Source organism: Pullulanibacillus sp. KACC 23026 (assembly GCF_029094525.1).
Classification (GTDB): Bacteria; Bacillota; Bacilli; order Bacillales; family Sporolactobacillaceae; genus KACC-23026.
This window is the reverse complement of the sequence record NZ_CP119107.1, coordinates 225,468-238,953: the sequence shown is the minus strand read 5'-3', so window position 1 is coordinate 238,953 and position 13,486 is coordinate 225,468. Positions and strand designations below refer to the sequence as shown.

16 protein-coding genes are annotated in these 13,486 nt (G+C 42.9%); 10 read left to right on the top strand and 6 right to left on the bottom strand.

Annotated elements, in window-relative coordinates; genetic code table 11:
* Positions 1 to 290: 290 nt before the first annotated feature.
* From qoxA to PU629_RS01095, 5 genes are all read left to right on the top strand, one after another.
* Positions 291 to 1,193: a cytochrome aa3 quinol oxidase subunit II gene (gene qoxA, locus PU629_RS01115; RefSeq protein WP_275282422.1), complete on the top strand. Its 903-nt coding sequence runs from the start codon at positions 291 to 293 to the stop codon at positions 1,191 to 1,193.
* 23 nt (positions 1,194 to 1,216) lie between these two features.
* The gene (locus PU629_RS01110; protein ID WP_275282421.1) at positions 1,217 to 3,181 is read left to right on the top strand and encodes a cbb3-type cytochrome c oxidase subunit I; all 1,965 of its coding nucleotides are present in this window, start codon (positions 1,217 to 1,219) and stop codon (positions 3,179 to 3,181) included.
* Entirely contained in the window at positions 3,181 to 3,789 is a 609-nt protein-coding gene (gene cyoC, locus PU629_RS01105; RefSeq protein WP_275282420.1) for a cytochrome o ubiquinol oxidase subunit III, read from the top strand. The genes PU629_RS01110 and cyoC overlap by 1 nt, the downstream gene beginning before the upstream one ends.
* A complete protein-coding gene (gene cyoD, locus PU629_RS01100) occupies positions 3,790 to 4,113 on the top strand; it encodes a cytochrome o ubiquinol oxidase subunit IV (protein WP_275282419.1) in 324 nt (107 codons plus the stop codon). It begins immediately after the preceding gene.
* Between the two features lie 394 nt (positions 4,114 to 4,507).
* The gene (locus tag PU629_RS01095; RefSeq protein ID WP_275282418.1) at positions 4,508 to 4,663 is read left to right on the top strand and encodes a hypothetical protein; all 156 of its coding nucleotides are present in this window, start codon (positions 4,508 to 4,510) and stop codon (positions 4,661 to 4,663) included.
* A gap of 285 nt (positions 4,664 to 4,948) precedes the next feature.
* Here PU629_RS01095 and PU629_RS01090 read toward each other — a convergent pair whose 3' ends face one another.
* The 4 genes from PU629_RS01090 to PU629_RS01075 all read right to left on the bottom strand — a co-directional run bounded on the left by PU629_RS01090 (position 4,949) and on the right by PU629_RS01075 (position 8,737).
* On the bottom strand, positions 4,949 to 5,563 hold the full coding sequence (locus PU629_RS01090; RefSeq protein WP_275282417.1) for a flavin reductase family protein: 615 nt from the start codon (positions 5,561 to 5,563) through the stop codon (positions 4,949 to 4,951).
* A gap of 16 nt (positions 5,564 to 5,579) precedes the next feature.
* A complete protein-coding gene (locus tag PU629_RS01085) occupies positions 5,580 to 6,182 on the bottom strand; it encodes an alpha/beta hydrolase (protein ID WP_275282416.1) in 603 nt (200 codons plus the stop codon).
* A gap of 339 nt (positions 6,183 to 6,521) precedes the next feature.
* Positions 6,522 to 8,159: an FMN-binding glutamate synthase family protein gene (locus tag PU629_RS01080; RefSeq protein ID WP_275284528.1), complete on the bottom strand. Its 1,638-nt coding sequence runs from the start codon at positions 8,157 to 8,159 to the stop codon at positions 6,522 to 6,524.
* A gap of 92 nt (positions 8,160 to 8,251) precedes the next feature.
* Complete coding sequence (locus PU629_RS01075) at positions 8,252 to 8,737, bottom strand: PaaI family thioesterase (RefSeq protein WP_275282415.1); 486 nt, start codon at positions 8,735 to 8,737, stop codon at positions 8,252 to 8,254.
* A gap of 217 nt (positions 8,738 to 8,954) precedes the next feature.
* Between PU629_RS01075 and PU629_RS01070 the strand changes: the two genes are divergently transcribed.
* The 5 genes from PU629_RS01070 (at position 8,955) to PU629_RS01050 (ending at position 10,856) form a co-directional block, all read left to right on the top strand.
* Entirely contained in the window at positions 8,955 to 9,323 is a 369-nt protein-coding gene (locus tag PU629_RS01070) for a CidA/LrgA family protein (protein WP_275282414.1), read from the top strand.
* The gene (locus PU629_RS01065; RefSeq protein WP_275282413.1) at positions 9,316 to 10,014 is read left to right on the top strand and encodes an LrgB family protein; all 699 of its coding nucleotides are present in this window, start codon (positions 9,316 to 9,318) and stop codon (positions 10,012 to 10,014) included. Before PU629_RS01070 ends, PU629_RS01065 begins: the two co-directional genes overlap by 8 nt.
* Positions 10,015 to 10,029: 15 nt before the next feature.
* Positions 10,030 to 10,188, top strand: coding sequence for a hypothetical protein (locus tag PU629_RS01060; RefSeq protein WP_275282412.1), 159 nt, complete (start codon positions 10,030 to 10,032; stop codon positions 10,186 to 10,188).
* An 11-nt stretch (positions 10,189 to 10,199) separates the two neighbouring features.
* Positions 10,200 to 10,370, top strand: a complete 171-nt coding sequence (locus PU629_RS01055) for a hypothetical protein (RefSeq protein WP_275282411.1) — start codon at positions 10,200 to 10,202, stop codon at positions 10,368 to 10,370.
* Between the two features lie 180 nt (positions 10,371 to 10,550).
* Positions 10,551 to 10,856, top strand: a complete 306-nt coding sequence (locus tag PU629_RS01050; RefSeq protein ID WP_275282410.1) for a MerR family transcriptional regulator — start codon at positions 10,551 to 10,553, stop codon at positions 10,854 to 10,856.
* A 126-nt stretch (positions 10,857 to 10,982) separates the two neighbouring features.
* Here PU629_RS01050 and rlmN read toward each other — a convergent pair whose 3' ends face one another.
* Both rlmN and PU629_RS01040 read right to left on the bottom strand, forming a co-directional pair.
* Positions 10,983 to 12,071: a dual-specificity RNA methyltransferase RlmN gene (gene rlmN, locus PU629_RS01045; protein WP_275282409.1), complete on the bottom strand. Its 1,089-nt coding sequence runs from the start codon at positions 12,069 to 12,071 to the stop codon at positions 10,983 to 10,985.
* A gap of 306 nt (positions 12,072 to 12,377) precedes the next feature.
* Positions 12,378 to 13,481, bottom strand: coding sequence for a toxic anion resistance protein (locus tag PU629_RS01040; RefSeq protein ID WP_481900527.1), 1,104 nt, complete (start codon positions 13,479 to 13,481; stop codon positions 12,378 to 12,380).
* Positions 13,482 to 13,486: the final 5 nt, after the last annotated feature.

The window sequence follows — 13,486 nt, the reverse complement described above, 5'->3', positions numbered from 1 at the left end:
TTAAAAAGAGGAAAAAAAAGACGTGGATACTTAAGAAAATTCACAATACCTACTTTAAATCCAGACAAGCTTGGAACACAAATAATCTGTTCCAAATTTCGTCACTTCTTCAAAACTTTTTTCTCCTGAATTTGTATAGTCTTGGAATCTTTAGACATTCTAAATAAAAGAATGCACCTTAATTTTCTCAGGTGTTGACCAAATGGAATGGGGCGCCCTTATTAAACCCTACTCTTTTTAAAAGCATGACCCACTACTTTAACAATTTGTTAAAAGAGAGGAGAACCTCGATGAAGTTAAGACCATTAAAATGGATCATGTTTGCCCTCATCCCTACAATTCTTTCGGGATGCAGCAAAAATTATGTTGTATTCAACCCTCAAGGGCCTGTTGCTAAGGAAGAATATAACTTAATTATCCTTTCCATGATTCTATGTGCGATTGTCGTTATCCCTGTAATGATTTTGCTTTTCTTCATTGTTTCCCGCTTTCGGGACCGACCCGGAAATAACGCTCCATATGAGCCTGATTGGTCAGAAAGCACCATCCTTGAAGTTATTTGGTGGGGGATTCCAATTGTAATTGTCGCGTTTTTAGCTATTTACACTGGAAAGTCCATTTTCACCCTGGTCAAACCACCACCAGTTACGGGCAAGACACCCATAACGATTCAAGTGACCTCACTTGATTGGAAATGGCTCTTTCAATACCCAGATCAAAAGGTGGCAACGGTCAACTATGTTGAAATCCCTGCTGGTGTTCCCGTTCAATTTGAGTTGACTTCAGGTTCTGCTATGAACTCATTTTGGGTTCCTGAACTTGGCGGTCAAGAATACTCTATGGCTGGAATGAATATGCGGCTTTGGCTTCAAGCTGACAAACCTGGTACCTATTTTGGCACTGGGGCCAACTTCACAGGTGAACAGTTTGCCCATATGCGTTTTAACGTCATTGCCAAATCTCAAGCCGATTTTAATAATTGGGTGAAACATGTCAAAGCCACCGCTCCGCCGATGACCCAATCCAAATATGATGCTATTACAGCACCGGGTACTTCCAAACAGTTGTCGTTCTCATCGTTCCCTGCAAATAGCTTTGAAAAGATGGTTCAAAAATACGGACGCCACACTGATATGCACAAGAATAAAGACATTACAAGTCTAGATGGCGAAGGTGTGTCCGGTACCGACTAGCCGAGAGAAAGGAGGAGTTACTTATGAATAATTCACACTTTTTTGTAACAGGTGACCCGATGATTCTAGGGGCAGATATTTCAATTATCGTCGCAAGTTTAGGGATTCTATTTGTTCTCACCTATTTCAAATTGTGGGGATGGTTGTGGCGTGAATGGTTAACAACGGTTGACCATAAGAAAATTGGGATCATGTACGTCATTGCGGCGCTGCTGATGCTTTTCCGCGGCGGCGTCGATGCCATACTCATGAGGATTCAGTTGGCTTATCCAAATATGCATTTCTTGGAAGCCGAGCACTATAATGAAATCTTCACCACGCACGGAACGATCATGATTTTATTCATGGCCATGCCTCTCATCTTTGCCATGATGAACATTGCGATTCCGCTTCAAATAGGCGCGCGTGATGTGGCCTATCCATTTTTGAATGCCATTAGCTTTTGGCTATTCTTTATGGGGGCTATGTTACTGAACCTCTCCTTTGTTATAGGGGGTTCCCCAAACGCAGGATGGGTTGGTTACCCACCGCTTTCGGAGCTTGCCTTAAATCCTGGTCCTGGAGAAAACTTCTACATACTGTCCATTCAGATCTCTGGAATAGGAAGTTTGGCTACAGGAATTAATTTCTTAATCACCATTTTGAAAATGCGGGCACCTGGTATGAAGCTTATGGATATGCCGCTTTTTACTTGGTCCATTTTGGCTACTTCGATCATTATTATCGCGGCTTTCCCTGTCCTAACAATTGTTATGGCTCTCTTATTCCTTGACCGATTTGGAGGTGGGCATTTCTTCACTATGACCGGTGGCGGAGACCCGATGATGTATGTCAACCTCTTCTGGATCTGGGGGCATCCTGAAGTTTACATTGTTGTCTTGCCAGCCTTTGGAATTTTTTCAGAAGTGGTCAGTGTCTTTTCGAAAAAACGGACATTTGGTTACACTTCAATGGTCGTATCTCTAATGCTCATCGCTTTCTATTCTTATTTCACTTGGGTTCACCACTTCTTCACAATGGGCGCAGGTGCTGATGTCAATACCTTCTTTGCCGTCTCCACCATGCTTATCGCGATTCCAACAGGGGTTAAGATATTCAACTGGCTGCTCACCATGTACAAAGGGCGAGTTAAAATGACCGAGCCCATGTTATGGACGTTAGGTTTCATTCCATGTTTCTTAGTAGGCGGTGCAACAGGTGTCATGCTTGCTGTTGCCCCTGCGGACTATCAATATCACAACAACTATTTCCTTATTGCTCACTTCCACCAAGTTCTAATTGGCGGAACCGTGTTCGGAATGTTTGCCGGCCTCACCTATTGGTGGCCGAAGATGTTTGGTTTCAAGCTGAATTTAACGCTTGGAAAATGGGCCTTCTGGTGCTGGAATATTGGCTGGTATGTCTGCTTCATGCCTCAATACGCCCTTGGATTTATGGGGATGACGCGACGGATTTATACCTATGGATGGGACCGCGGTTGGGCGCCTTATAACTTGGTGTCAACCATTGGCGCTTTCATCATGGCAATTGGCTTCCTATTTCAGGTTTGGCAAATCGTTTATAGCATAAAGTACGGTGAGCGGGATACAACTGGGGATCCTTGGGATGCTCATACTCTCGAGTGGTCCATTCCGTCTCCGGCCCCTTACTATAACTTTGCCAGAGTACCTGACGTAACAGGAGTAGGGAAAGACGCTTGGTGGGAAGCGAAAAAGGAAAATGAAAAGGATGCTTACAGAGAATTGGTTAAAGAAGAACCACTTGAACCGATTCATTATCCAAAAAATTCGGGTATTCCTTTTTTCATGGGGGTTTTCTTCTTCATTGCCGGTTTCGGATTCACCTTCCATTGGATTTGGATGGGTGTTATCGGACTTGCCGGGGTTGGATTATGTCTGATCACACGCTCCTTCCAATATGACACGGATTATTATATTCCTGTTGAAGAAATCCGCGCGACCGAAGCACGTTTAGGGAGGGAACTCTAATGGACCACGTTATGACAGACGGTCACGGCCATGCTCATGACCATCACGGGGACCATGAGCAGATAAAAATCGATGGTTTTTGGATCTTCCTTGTTTCTGACGTTCTTCTATTTGGATCCATTTTTGCTACCTTTGTGGTTCTCCGGACTAATTATGCCGGAGGACCCACAGCAAAAGATATTATTGACGTGCGCGGCTTTATCATTGAGACCTTCTTGCTTTTAACCAGCAGTTTCACAAGCGGGTTGGCTACACTAGAGATGCACAAAAGTCGCGTTAAGCCCATGATTGCCTGGCTTATTGTCACTCTCCTTTTGGGACTTGGCTTTATTTACTTTGAAGTCAATGAGTTTACGAATTTGGCCCTTGAAGGAGCGAGCTTTACACGGAGTGCCTTTCTATCTGCCTTCTTCACACTGGTAGGCACACACGGTTGCCACGTTTCCCTTGGGATTATTTGGATGACTGGGATCCTGATTCAGGTGGGGATTCATGGATTAACGGCTGTTACAAGACGTAAGCTTTTCATAGTTGGATTATACTGGCACTTTCTCGATGCCGTATGGATCTTTATTTTCACAGTGGTTTATTTAATAGGGGTGATGTAAATGGCACACGAGCACACACAGCATGCAGAAGAGCACAGCGGTTCAGCAGGTTCCTACATATTGGGGTTTATCTGTTCCATTGTCTTAACTCTAATTCCATTGTGGCTCGTCCTCGGTGATATAGGCAGCCACCGTGTGCAGATTAACCTCATTATGCTCATGGCTGTGCTTCAATTTCTTGTCCAACTCTTCTTCTTCATGCACGTTCGTGACAGCGAGAAGCCTCGTTACAACGTCGTTGCTCTAATTTTTGGAGCTGTCTTTGTTATTACCATCGTACTAGGCTCCGCATGGATCATGTCGTTTAATTCTCAAGTTCAGTAACGCTGAACCGCTTAGAAAAACTTGGCTTATCGCCAAGTCCTGGCGAATGCTTTAGTTTTTCTTATACTATCGTCCATAATCGCAAACGCGAAAGTTTATACTTTTTGATAGGACAAAAAAAGAGGACGGGTGGTACGCCCTCCTCTTTTCATTAGGCTCTTTTCTAAAAGATTGTTGCTATTTAATATAAAGTAGGTGGAAATAGGCGAGACTCCTGCGGGAATAGCAATCCAGGTGAGACCCCGCAGGCGTATTTTGCCGAGGAGGCTCACGGATTGCCCGCGGAAAGCGAGCTTATTGGAGCCTAAAAAAAACAACAAAGTTTACGAAAACAGCCTTTCATTATAATTTGAGTTAAACGTAAAGCCTTCAAAAAAGGAAGGAGGAATGCCTCATGTGGATATTTGTCATGGTTTTAATTGCCTTCTTAGTCTGGTTCTTTTTAAAATTGTCGATCGTTTCACTGTATGCCCTGCTTTTTATGGGCGTGGTTGTTGGAGCCGTCATTATGATGATGCGCAAACGACGAGACCCTCGAGAACAAAGATGATTAAGGCCGCCATACGCTATAAAATGAAGGGGTAACACCATTTCGTGATACCCCTCCTTCTTCTGCCAATCACCCGTTTACGGAAACCCGCCTGTCCCCACTCCCTCAATCGACCCGCTTTGCCAATTTATTTAGGCAATTATCCCATTTCGAGGCGGATAGCGTAGTCTCGCTAAGCCTAACTTTTTTAGTGCAACGACGATACGTTATTCCCTGCTTTAACGGTTGATTTCGGGATTAGGTGTAAACCACGGTTCTTGATTCGTCCCCCTCGGCCTCCTTAAACTATTTCGGCCTTATAAGTTCAAAGACACTTCCTAGCTTGGAGTAGTCATTACCGGCTAACCGGGCAACGGGTTTTAGACCAAATGGATCAATCCGCCCATTGTCATAAAGTGATTCTTCAATATGATAATAAACGACACGCCCTATAAGTAAATCACAGGTTGGACCCTGTTCAGCGGTTCCGCCAAGTTCGAGTGCCTTTTCAATCACGCATTCCATTCGAATCGGCGCTTCTTTAATTCCGGGAACCTCTACTCTGACACTCTCTGTTGTATGGAGGGAGGTCAGGTCTAGCTCACTCTCCTCCCGTTCTCTGCGGCTTGCCGTTTTATTTATTTCCTCGATATGGGTTTCTGTTGAGATATGGACGACAAATTGGCCGCGTTCTAGAGCATAAGCAGCCGTATCCTTTTGCAGCTCTCCATCCCTTTGTACAGAGATGGAAATGAGAGGCGGCTCAGATGCCACTATATTAAAAAAGCTAAAGGGTGCAGCATTCACAACCCCTTTTGGTGATAACGTCGTCACAAAGGCAACCGGCCGAGGGATAATACTTCCCGATAAAAATTTATAATTGTCCCGACCCGATAATTGGTTTGGATCAATCCCTAACACTTGTGAGCTCTCCTCCTTAGAAATGTTCATGAAACCACTTAGTAGCGGCCTCTGCTTCCGTGTGTGTTAATTGATGACCGCGATTCTCCCAATGAAGTTTAACATCAGCACCCGCTTCTTTAAGTAATTCAGCCAGCTCCAAGGACTCCTCTTCAGAACACAATGGATCATTATGTCCTGCTCCAATAAACACGGGGACGCCCGTTAAATCAGGAAGGGCAATCCCGCGTCTTGGAACCATCGGATGATGGAGAATCGCGCCTTTTAGAGCATCACTATAGTGGAACAAAAGGCTGCCGGCAATGTTCGCTCCATTTGAAAAGCCAACTCCAATGACATTGCAACGATCAAAGCTGTACTCCGCTGCCGCTTCGTCTAAGAAATCATTCAGTTCTTTGGTCCGGGCAATCAAGTCTTCTTCGTCAAAGATCCCTTCTTGTAATCGCCTAAAGAAACGAGGCATCCCGTTCTCAAGAACATTCCCTCTAACACTTAAAACGGAAGCCTCATTATCTATAATTGAAGCTAACGTGAGGAGCGATTCTTCCGTCCCGCCCGTCCCATGCAATAATAATAAAACAGGTCTTTCTTCTGACTTTCTAATAAATAAGTGTTTCACACAGATCCCCCTTTATGATAAATGACTAATGGATGTTTTTCTAAAAGTTGAGCCGCATCGGTATTTCATTAGATCCCCGATACGTGCCGTGAAGCAAGCTTCGAAGTAACGTTTCCGAGTAACTTTTGAGATACGAGGCGATGGTCGAATGAGCAGAATCCTTAAATAGATTGTTTCGATTCTTCAAACCTATCCATTACCTTTTGTAAGTAACTAATCCTTTTTTCATTCTCACTAAACACACTTGTTCTGTCAAAGAACTCGTCTTATCGGATTGCCTGCTCTTTAAATAAGAAAGGGGCAGGTCAACGGCTTTGCCTGAACCTGTCCCTCTTTATGTTAACTCGTTTTAGACTCGTGGTAAGCCATAGCCTCTTCTACCCGTCTTTCTATACTTTTTCTAATATCAACAAGAGTTTGGATTTCACCAACATCGTTTTTATAACAAACATGATCCGGGCGAAACCGGACAGGTGAATCAATTCCCGCAGCGGCGGCTAAGCGGAACAACCCTTTTCTCAAAGTTAAAACATAGTTGACCACTCGATACTTCTTCTCATCAATGACAAGACCACGCTGCAGCTTTGGGTCTGTTGTGGCAACACCTACTGGGCAGGCGTTCGAATGGCACTTAAGTGCTTGAATACAGCCAACCGTTATCATAAAGCCACGCGCTATATTGACTAAGTCCGCCCCCATCGCTAAAGCAACAGCAACTCGGTCAGGCGTGAAGAGCTTTCCAGATGAAATGATCTTAACCCGGTCTCGAACACCATACTTCCTTAAGGTTATATCCAATATAGGAAGTGCCGACTTAATCGGCAGTCCGACACTATCCATCAACTCCTGATAAGAGGCCCCTGTTCCGCCTTCTCCACCGTCTACTGTAATAAAATCCGGCCCTTTACCGCTCTCCTTCATATAACGGGCAAGCTCAATGGCAGAATCATTGCTACCCATCACCATTTTCATGCCAACAGGCTTGCCGGTTACTTCACGAATTTTATCCATAAAATCAAACATAGATGGCACATCATGGAACTCATTGAATCGGTTTGGGCTGTCAATTGACTGATAGGGCTTCACTTTTCGAATCTCTGCTATTTCAGGAGTGACTTTCTCACCGTCAATGTGACCACCGCGAACCTTTGCCCCTTGTGCGAGCTTTAATTCAAAAGCTTTAATTTGCGGAAATTCATTTTTCTTCTTTAATTCGTCCCAGTCAAACTCCCCCTGCCCATTCCGAACGCCAAAAAGTCCTGGCCCAATTTGCATGATAATGTCGACATTTCCTTTTAGATGATAAGGAGAGAGCCCCCCTTCACCAGTATTCATCCATGTTCCCTTTACTAGGCCAAGCCCCTTCGACAGTGCGGTAATCGCATGGTTCCCGAGTGAACCAAAGCTCATCGCTGACATGCCAATCAGCCCTCTTATTTTAAAAGGATGGGCCACACGACCTTCTCCTATAATCACCGCGTCCTCTTCATGAAGCAAATAAGCATCATCTACTTCATCGCGCCGCTCTTCCTTTCGTTGGGTGAACAAGGTGTCCTTTAGAAGCACATATTTTTTCGTTTGTACCTTCGTCTCTTTATCACGCTTCAATTCATCCATTTGTAAAGGAAACATGTCATTGCGCAAATAAAAACCTTCTCCTTCAAAATCCCTTTTCGAGCCGAATCCCGCCACATCACGTTTGTATTTAGCACTTTTTACAATATGCTCATAATCATCTCGACTAAAAGGCTTACCCTCGGTGTCGTTGTTAAATAAATATTGTCTCAGTTCAGGTCCAATTTTTTCTAAAAAGTAGCGCATTCTTCCTAATACAGGGTAATTACGGAGAGTCGGATGTTCCTCTTGAGCACGATCCTTTTTGTATAAAGATAGGAACGCAGATAAAGCGGAAACGATTAAAATAACAAACAGAACAAACAGGATGATCGTCATGTAGTTAGCTATATTTAGATGCATCAATATGTACCCTCCCAGCTTTGTTCTTTATTAGTTTTTCCAGCTGGGAGATTTTTTATCTAAAAAGAGATGGATGTTAAGGTTAGAGCTTCTTACTTATCAATAGGTTTTATAAAGGTATCTGGCATGACAACCGCTACCACTTCACCGACCACACATTTTTCTTCTTGTGCAAAAACATCTAATTGTACTTTCCATTTCTTCGGGTGAATCTCCTCGACCCTACCAATAACGGTTAGAGGGACAGTTTGCGGCGTGGGTTTTAAGTAGGTCACATTTAATGAAGCCGTGACAAAGCGTGGTGGAACACTGCCGTCTCCGAGTTGATGTCCCTCCTTACGGTGAAGAGCATGGGCAGCTGACCCTGTCCCCGCACAATCAATTAAAGAAGCCAAGATCCCTCCATAAACAAAACCGGGTATGGCAGTATGAGCCGGGTCGGGCTGATAAATCGTTTTAGTGTGGTCCTCTTCCCAATACGTTTTGAAATGATGCCCCTCTGGATTCAAACGGCCGCATCCATAACACCAGGCATAATCATCTGGATAACAATCCTGAATCGCTAACTTTTCACTCATAGCTTTCACTCCTTCTCTAGGTTTGACTTACCAGTAATCCTACTATAAACGTTCGCCACAGTTTATTTGATTCCCTTCATAAAAGCGTTTTCAATAGATTTTCTAACAAACATACCTTGAATATCAAAAACCATGTGAGATTTCATTACAAAATGACTGATATTTATTACCCGCTCCCTTAAACTTGAATTACAACGAAAAGGAAGAAGGTGGCTTGATGAAGCGACAACTGGTGATCCAGCCACTCATTATCTTAATTTTTTATCTTATCGGATGGGGGATTAAAACTCTCTTTCACCTTCCTCTCCCAGGAAGCGTGATGGGAATGCTTCTCCTCTTTCTTAGTTTAGTAACAGGGGTAATAAAGTTAGAGTGGGTCGAAAAATTGGCTTCTTTCCAAATCAAACATCTCACCCTTCTCTTTATCCCGCCTATTGTCAGTTTATTCCTTTCTAACGGTTGGATTCACTTTTTGCAATGGAATATTTTATTCGTTTTGGTTATCAGCAGCCTCTGTTGTCTATTAGGAACTGCCTTTTCCGTCGAGCTTTATGAAAAACTAAAAGGAGACACAAAACGTGATTAGTCTATCGTATCTAAGCATTCTATGCCTCACCTTAACCCTAATTCTTTACTTGCTTTTTCTTCGGATTTATCGGAAATGGTCAAAGCCTTGGTTGAACCCTTTATATACAGTGACGCTTACCCTGCTAATCTTTGCTAGCCTATGCCATATTCATTCTAATGCCTTTCAGCAAGGAAATGCTGTCGTCAACGCTTTTCTTCAGCTCACCATCGTTGCATTAGCTGTACCTATTTATAAGCATTTGTCCTTGCTTAAGAAAGACTTCAAAAAAATTATTGGTGGCGTTGCTGCTGGTACGGCATTTGGCATTGGGTCTGTCATAACGCTTGCCCACCTGTTTAACATTCAGACCAACCTCCTTGCGTCACTTATCCCTAAAACGGTGACACTCCCGATCGCCCTTACTGTATCAGGAGACTTAGGGGGATTAGCCTCTACGACGATTCTATTTGTCGTTATTTCAGGACTCGTTTCTTTGATCATTGGACCAAGACTTCTTAATCGATTTGGTATTAAAAGTAAAGCCGCAAAAGGCCTAGCCATGGGAACCTCTGCTCAAATGCTTGGAGCCCATCACTCCTTGAATTGGGGTGAGGAAGAGGGCGCAATGGGAAGTGTTGCCATGACCACAACAGCCCTTCTCTTTTCACTCCTTGTCCCCATCCTGCCGTTCTTACTCAAAATTTATTAAAAGGTGGCGTTTATAGTGGAACAATTAAAAGAAAGACACTCTCATAAGGAACGCGAACTCGCGGAAGAAATTATCCAGCTTGATTTAAAGAGAGATGCCTTATTCGAGGAATTAATCCTTAGGCTCGGAAACAAGGCCCATGAACTATTGCGAAAGATACAAAACGGGTATTAGGAGGCTCCCCTATGATCAACCAGCTAAGAGCAGCCATTGAAAGACAAAAGGAAGATATTATCAAACAGCTTATCAAAGGAGAAATGGTAGCCCCAGACGATCCTTCTATTTGTAAACTCACATTAAGTGAGCTCGAACAATTGCTCACCCATTTACACGTTTCTAAACAAATTCGGGGATGATTAGCCAATCCTCCCTTTTCCTTCACGAATCGCGCCTATTTCCTAACAAAAAGTTCCTAACCCTTCCATAAGCAGCAGAAACCTTGTTAGATTTTCTTACATTAAGTTTGCTAAATCTCCTAAAAAATAAGATAATATAAAAAATGACAGCCAGAGAGAAGGTCTTGATGGGAGGGAACTATGTCTTCATATAAGGAAAAAAAAGTCATTACCATCGGAGTCGCTAGTGAACTCACAGGCTTATCTGAGCGAAAAATTCGCTATTATGAAGAACGGGGACTTATCTTTCCCGAAAGAAGCGAGCGAGGAACACGGAAATATTCCTTTGCTGATATTGAGCTCCTTCTAAAAATTGCTGATAAACGCGAAGAAGGCGTACAGACCCAAGAAATCAAAAAAGATTTTCTAACTGAAAAAGAAAAGTTAAAAATCCGCGAAGAGCTTTTGCGCGGTCAAATCAACGCCCATTTCCACTTAAGAAAGTAAAAATCCCTGCCATATTCGGCAGGGATTATTTTTTATGCGATCAGCTTAATCATAAATTTGAATAGCACTCATCTCTGATTCTCCTGAGCCTCTTAACCCCAAGGAATACGATTCATGCAAGCTTTCTTAGCTTACGCGTGTCCGTGTTTTTGAACGCTGACTTTTCCGTATCTGCTTGCTCCGAAGCTGACCGCAAGCCGCATCAATGTCCGTACCATGTTCATGACGGATCCCGCACTGAATCCCATGTTTCTTTAACGTATCATAAAACGCAAGAACACTGTCTTTTCCACTGCGCTGATACTGATTATGCTCATCAACCGGATTATAAGGAATAAGATTCACATAAGACAGGTGGCGTTTGTTTTCAAGCAATTTGGCGAGCTCAACCGCTTCTTTTTCATGATCATTAACATCCTGTAAAAGAATGTATTCAAAGGTAATCCGTCTATTTGTCTTTTCCAAGTAATAATCAATAGCCGGCATCAGCTTTTCAAGCGGGAAGGCTTTGTTAATCTTCATGATTTGCGTGCGAAGCTCATTATTCGGTGCATGAAGCGAAACGGCTAAATTCACCTGCAGGTTGAGATCCGCAAACTCATAGATCTTCTTAGCCAAACCGCTTGTTGAAACCGTAATATGGCGAGCGCCTATCGCAAGACCGCGTTGATCGTTAACCACCGTTAAGAAATCAACGAGATTAGTGAAATTATCAAAAGGTTCCCCAATCCCCATAACGACGATGTGACTAACACGTTCTTCCTGTCCTTCTTGGTCCAGGTGGAGTTGAACATTCATAATTTGCTCAACGATTTCACCCGCTGTTAAATCACGACTTTTTGTCAAAAGACCACTTGCGCAAAAGGAACAGCCAATGTTACAGCCGACCTGTGTGGTCACACAAACCGACAGGCCATACTTATGGCGCATGAGTACTGTCTCAATTAAGTTACCATCCTCTAGCTTAAATAGAAACTTAATGGTGCCGTCTTTCGATGCTTGTTTAATCTCTTCTTGCAACGTGTGAAGAACAAAATGCTCTTCTAATAATTGAACGAGATCCTTATTGATGTTATTCATATCTGAAAAACGCGTCACACGCTTTTTATATAACCAATCCCAAACTTGTTGAGAACGAAATTTCTTTTGTCCATGGTCTAAGAGCCAATCTGTCAACTGATCATAGGTCAATCCATAGATTGATTTTTTTGACATAACAACCCTCTTTTCAAAATGCAAACTAACTCTATAGTAACCTACATCTCCTATCAAAAGCAAGACATCCAACAGGATTCCACCATTTTACTGACAATCCATCAAGATATACTGTCGAATTTCCCAGGAAATCTGTCGAATCAAGATTAAATTTCAAGTAACAGGTCTACCTATATCCTTCAACTCGGGCTAGTAAAACAAAGGAATCAGCTCGCTTACCGTGGGTGAATCACAAGTCACTAGCGATACCCACAGGAGTTTTGCTGATCCCATTTTTTTAATACAAATTTTATTTTTAAAACTCTATTATTGTTGCGGTGCCATCTTTTCTTTCAGCTTTTGGTAATTGGCTTGGATTTCTTCTAAACGGCGTCTTCCGTCTTCGCGTTGACGTTTATTTTCATCTTCAATCGCTTTGGTTTCTTCCAAACCGCGAACAATAATACCCCACGTTTCCTCAATGGTTTCGATTTTAATGCCGGAAGCTCCTGCAAGCCGAGAAATCTGCGCACTTTGGGTGGAGATATTTTGGGCATTCTTAATCAACATTTCATTGGTGCGACGATCCAATTCACTCATCGAGTCAGCAACCAATTTCTGACGCTTAGCGGCAATCGCATTAATGAGACTCGTTTTAAAAATCGGAATGGTCGTTACAAAAGCTGAATTGATTTTCGCAATTAATTTCGTATTACCGCGCTGCAACATACGAATCTGTGGTGCCGATTGAAAAGCAACCTGTTTAGCCATCTCTAAATCATAGGAACGCTGCTCAATAAGCTCTAAAGCATTGCGCGTTGAATCAAGCTCCATAGCTGCCAGCTGATCGCCTGCATTAGCTCTCTCCTCTAATTGCGGAAGCTTTTGCTGTCTAATTTCCTCCGCCTTCAAGTCAGCAGCGACGATGTATTTTTCGAGCTCAAGATAGTATTTGAAATTCTCGTCATACAATTGTTCAAGCGTGTTAGTCGATTTTTTCATCTCATCTTCATACTTTTTAATTTCGACATAGACCTTGTCAATTTCACCGCCCATTGTTTGATACTTTGACATGATCCGATCAATCATCTTCTTTCCTTTACCAAAGATCTTGGACATGAAGCCCTTCTCTTCCGCAAAGTCCTTGGCATCGAATTTATCCATGATCTTACCAAGATTCTTCAAAAGGGCAGACGACTCTTCCATACTGCTTGATTTTACTGTGTTCAAAACGCGGCTGGCAAAATTAGATACTTCATTGGCGGGTTCCTTACCAAATTCAAGCAGAGCAATTTGATCTTTCACATCTAAAGTACGAGCTAGCTCTTTGACCTCAGGTTGTTGGCGAAGCTGGTTTCGAAGCTCATTAGCTTTTTGCAGCGCTTCTTCTTTCTTATCCTGATCCAGAACTTGGAGGTTCGTTTCATTCATTGACA

Coding starts and splice junctions, on each gene's coding strand:
- PU629_RS01075 (WP_275282415.1), bottom strand. CDS start 8,737: ATGAGTGAAAAGTTAGCGATTCAGGATTGTTATCCAGATGATTATGCC.
- PU629_RS01055 (WP_275282411.1), top strand. CDS start 10,200: ATGATCAACCAGCTAAGAGCAGCCATTGAAAGACAAAAGGAAGATATT.
- cyoD (WP_275282419.1), top strand. CDS start 3,790: ATGGCACACGAGCACACACAGCATGCAGAAGAGCACAGCGGTTCAGCA.
- qoxA (WP_275282422.1), top strand. CDS start 291: ATGAAGTTAAGACCATTAAAATGGATCATGTTTGCCCTCATCCCTACA.
- PU629_RS01050 (WP_275282410.1), top strand. CDS start 10,551: ATGTCTTCATATAAGGAAAAAAAAGTCATTACCATCGGAGTCGCTAGT.
- PU629_RS01110 (WP_275282421.1), top strand. CDS start 1,217: ATGAATAATTCACACTTTTTTGTAACAGGTGACCCGATGATTCTAGGG.
- PU629_RS01095 (WP_275282418.1), top strand. CDS start 4,508: ATGTGGATATTTGTCATGGTTTTAATTGCCTTCTTAGTCTGGTTCTTT.
- rlmN (WP_275282409.1), bottom strand. CDS start 12,071: ATGTCAAAAAAATCAATCTATGGATTGACCTATGATCAGTTGACAGAT.
- cyoC (WP_275282420.1), top strand. CDS start 3,181: ATGGACCACGTTATGACAGACGGTCACGGCCATGCTCATGACCATCAC.
- PU629_RS01040 (WP_481900527.1), bottom strand. CDS start 13,481: ATGAATGAAACGAACCTCCAAGTTCTGGATCAGGATAAGAAAGAAGAA.
- PU629_RS01080 (WP_275284528.1), bottom strand. CDS start 8,159: ATGCATCTAAATATAGCTAACTACATGACGATCATCCTGTTTGTTCTG.
- PU629_RS01070 (WP_275282414.1), top strand. CDS start 8,955: ATGAAGCGACAACTGGTGATCCAGCCACTCATTATCTTAATTTTTTAT.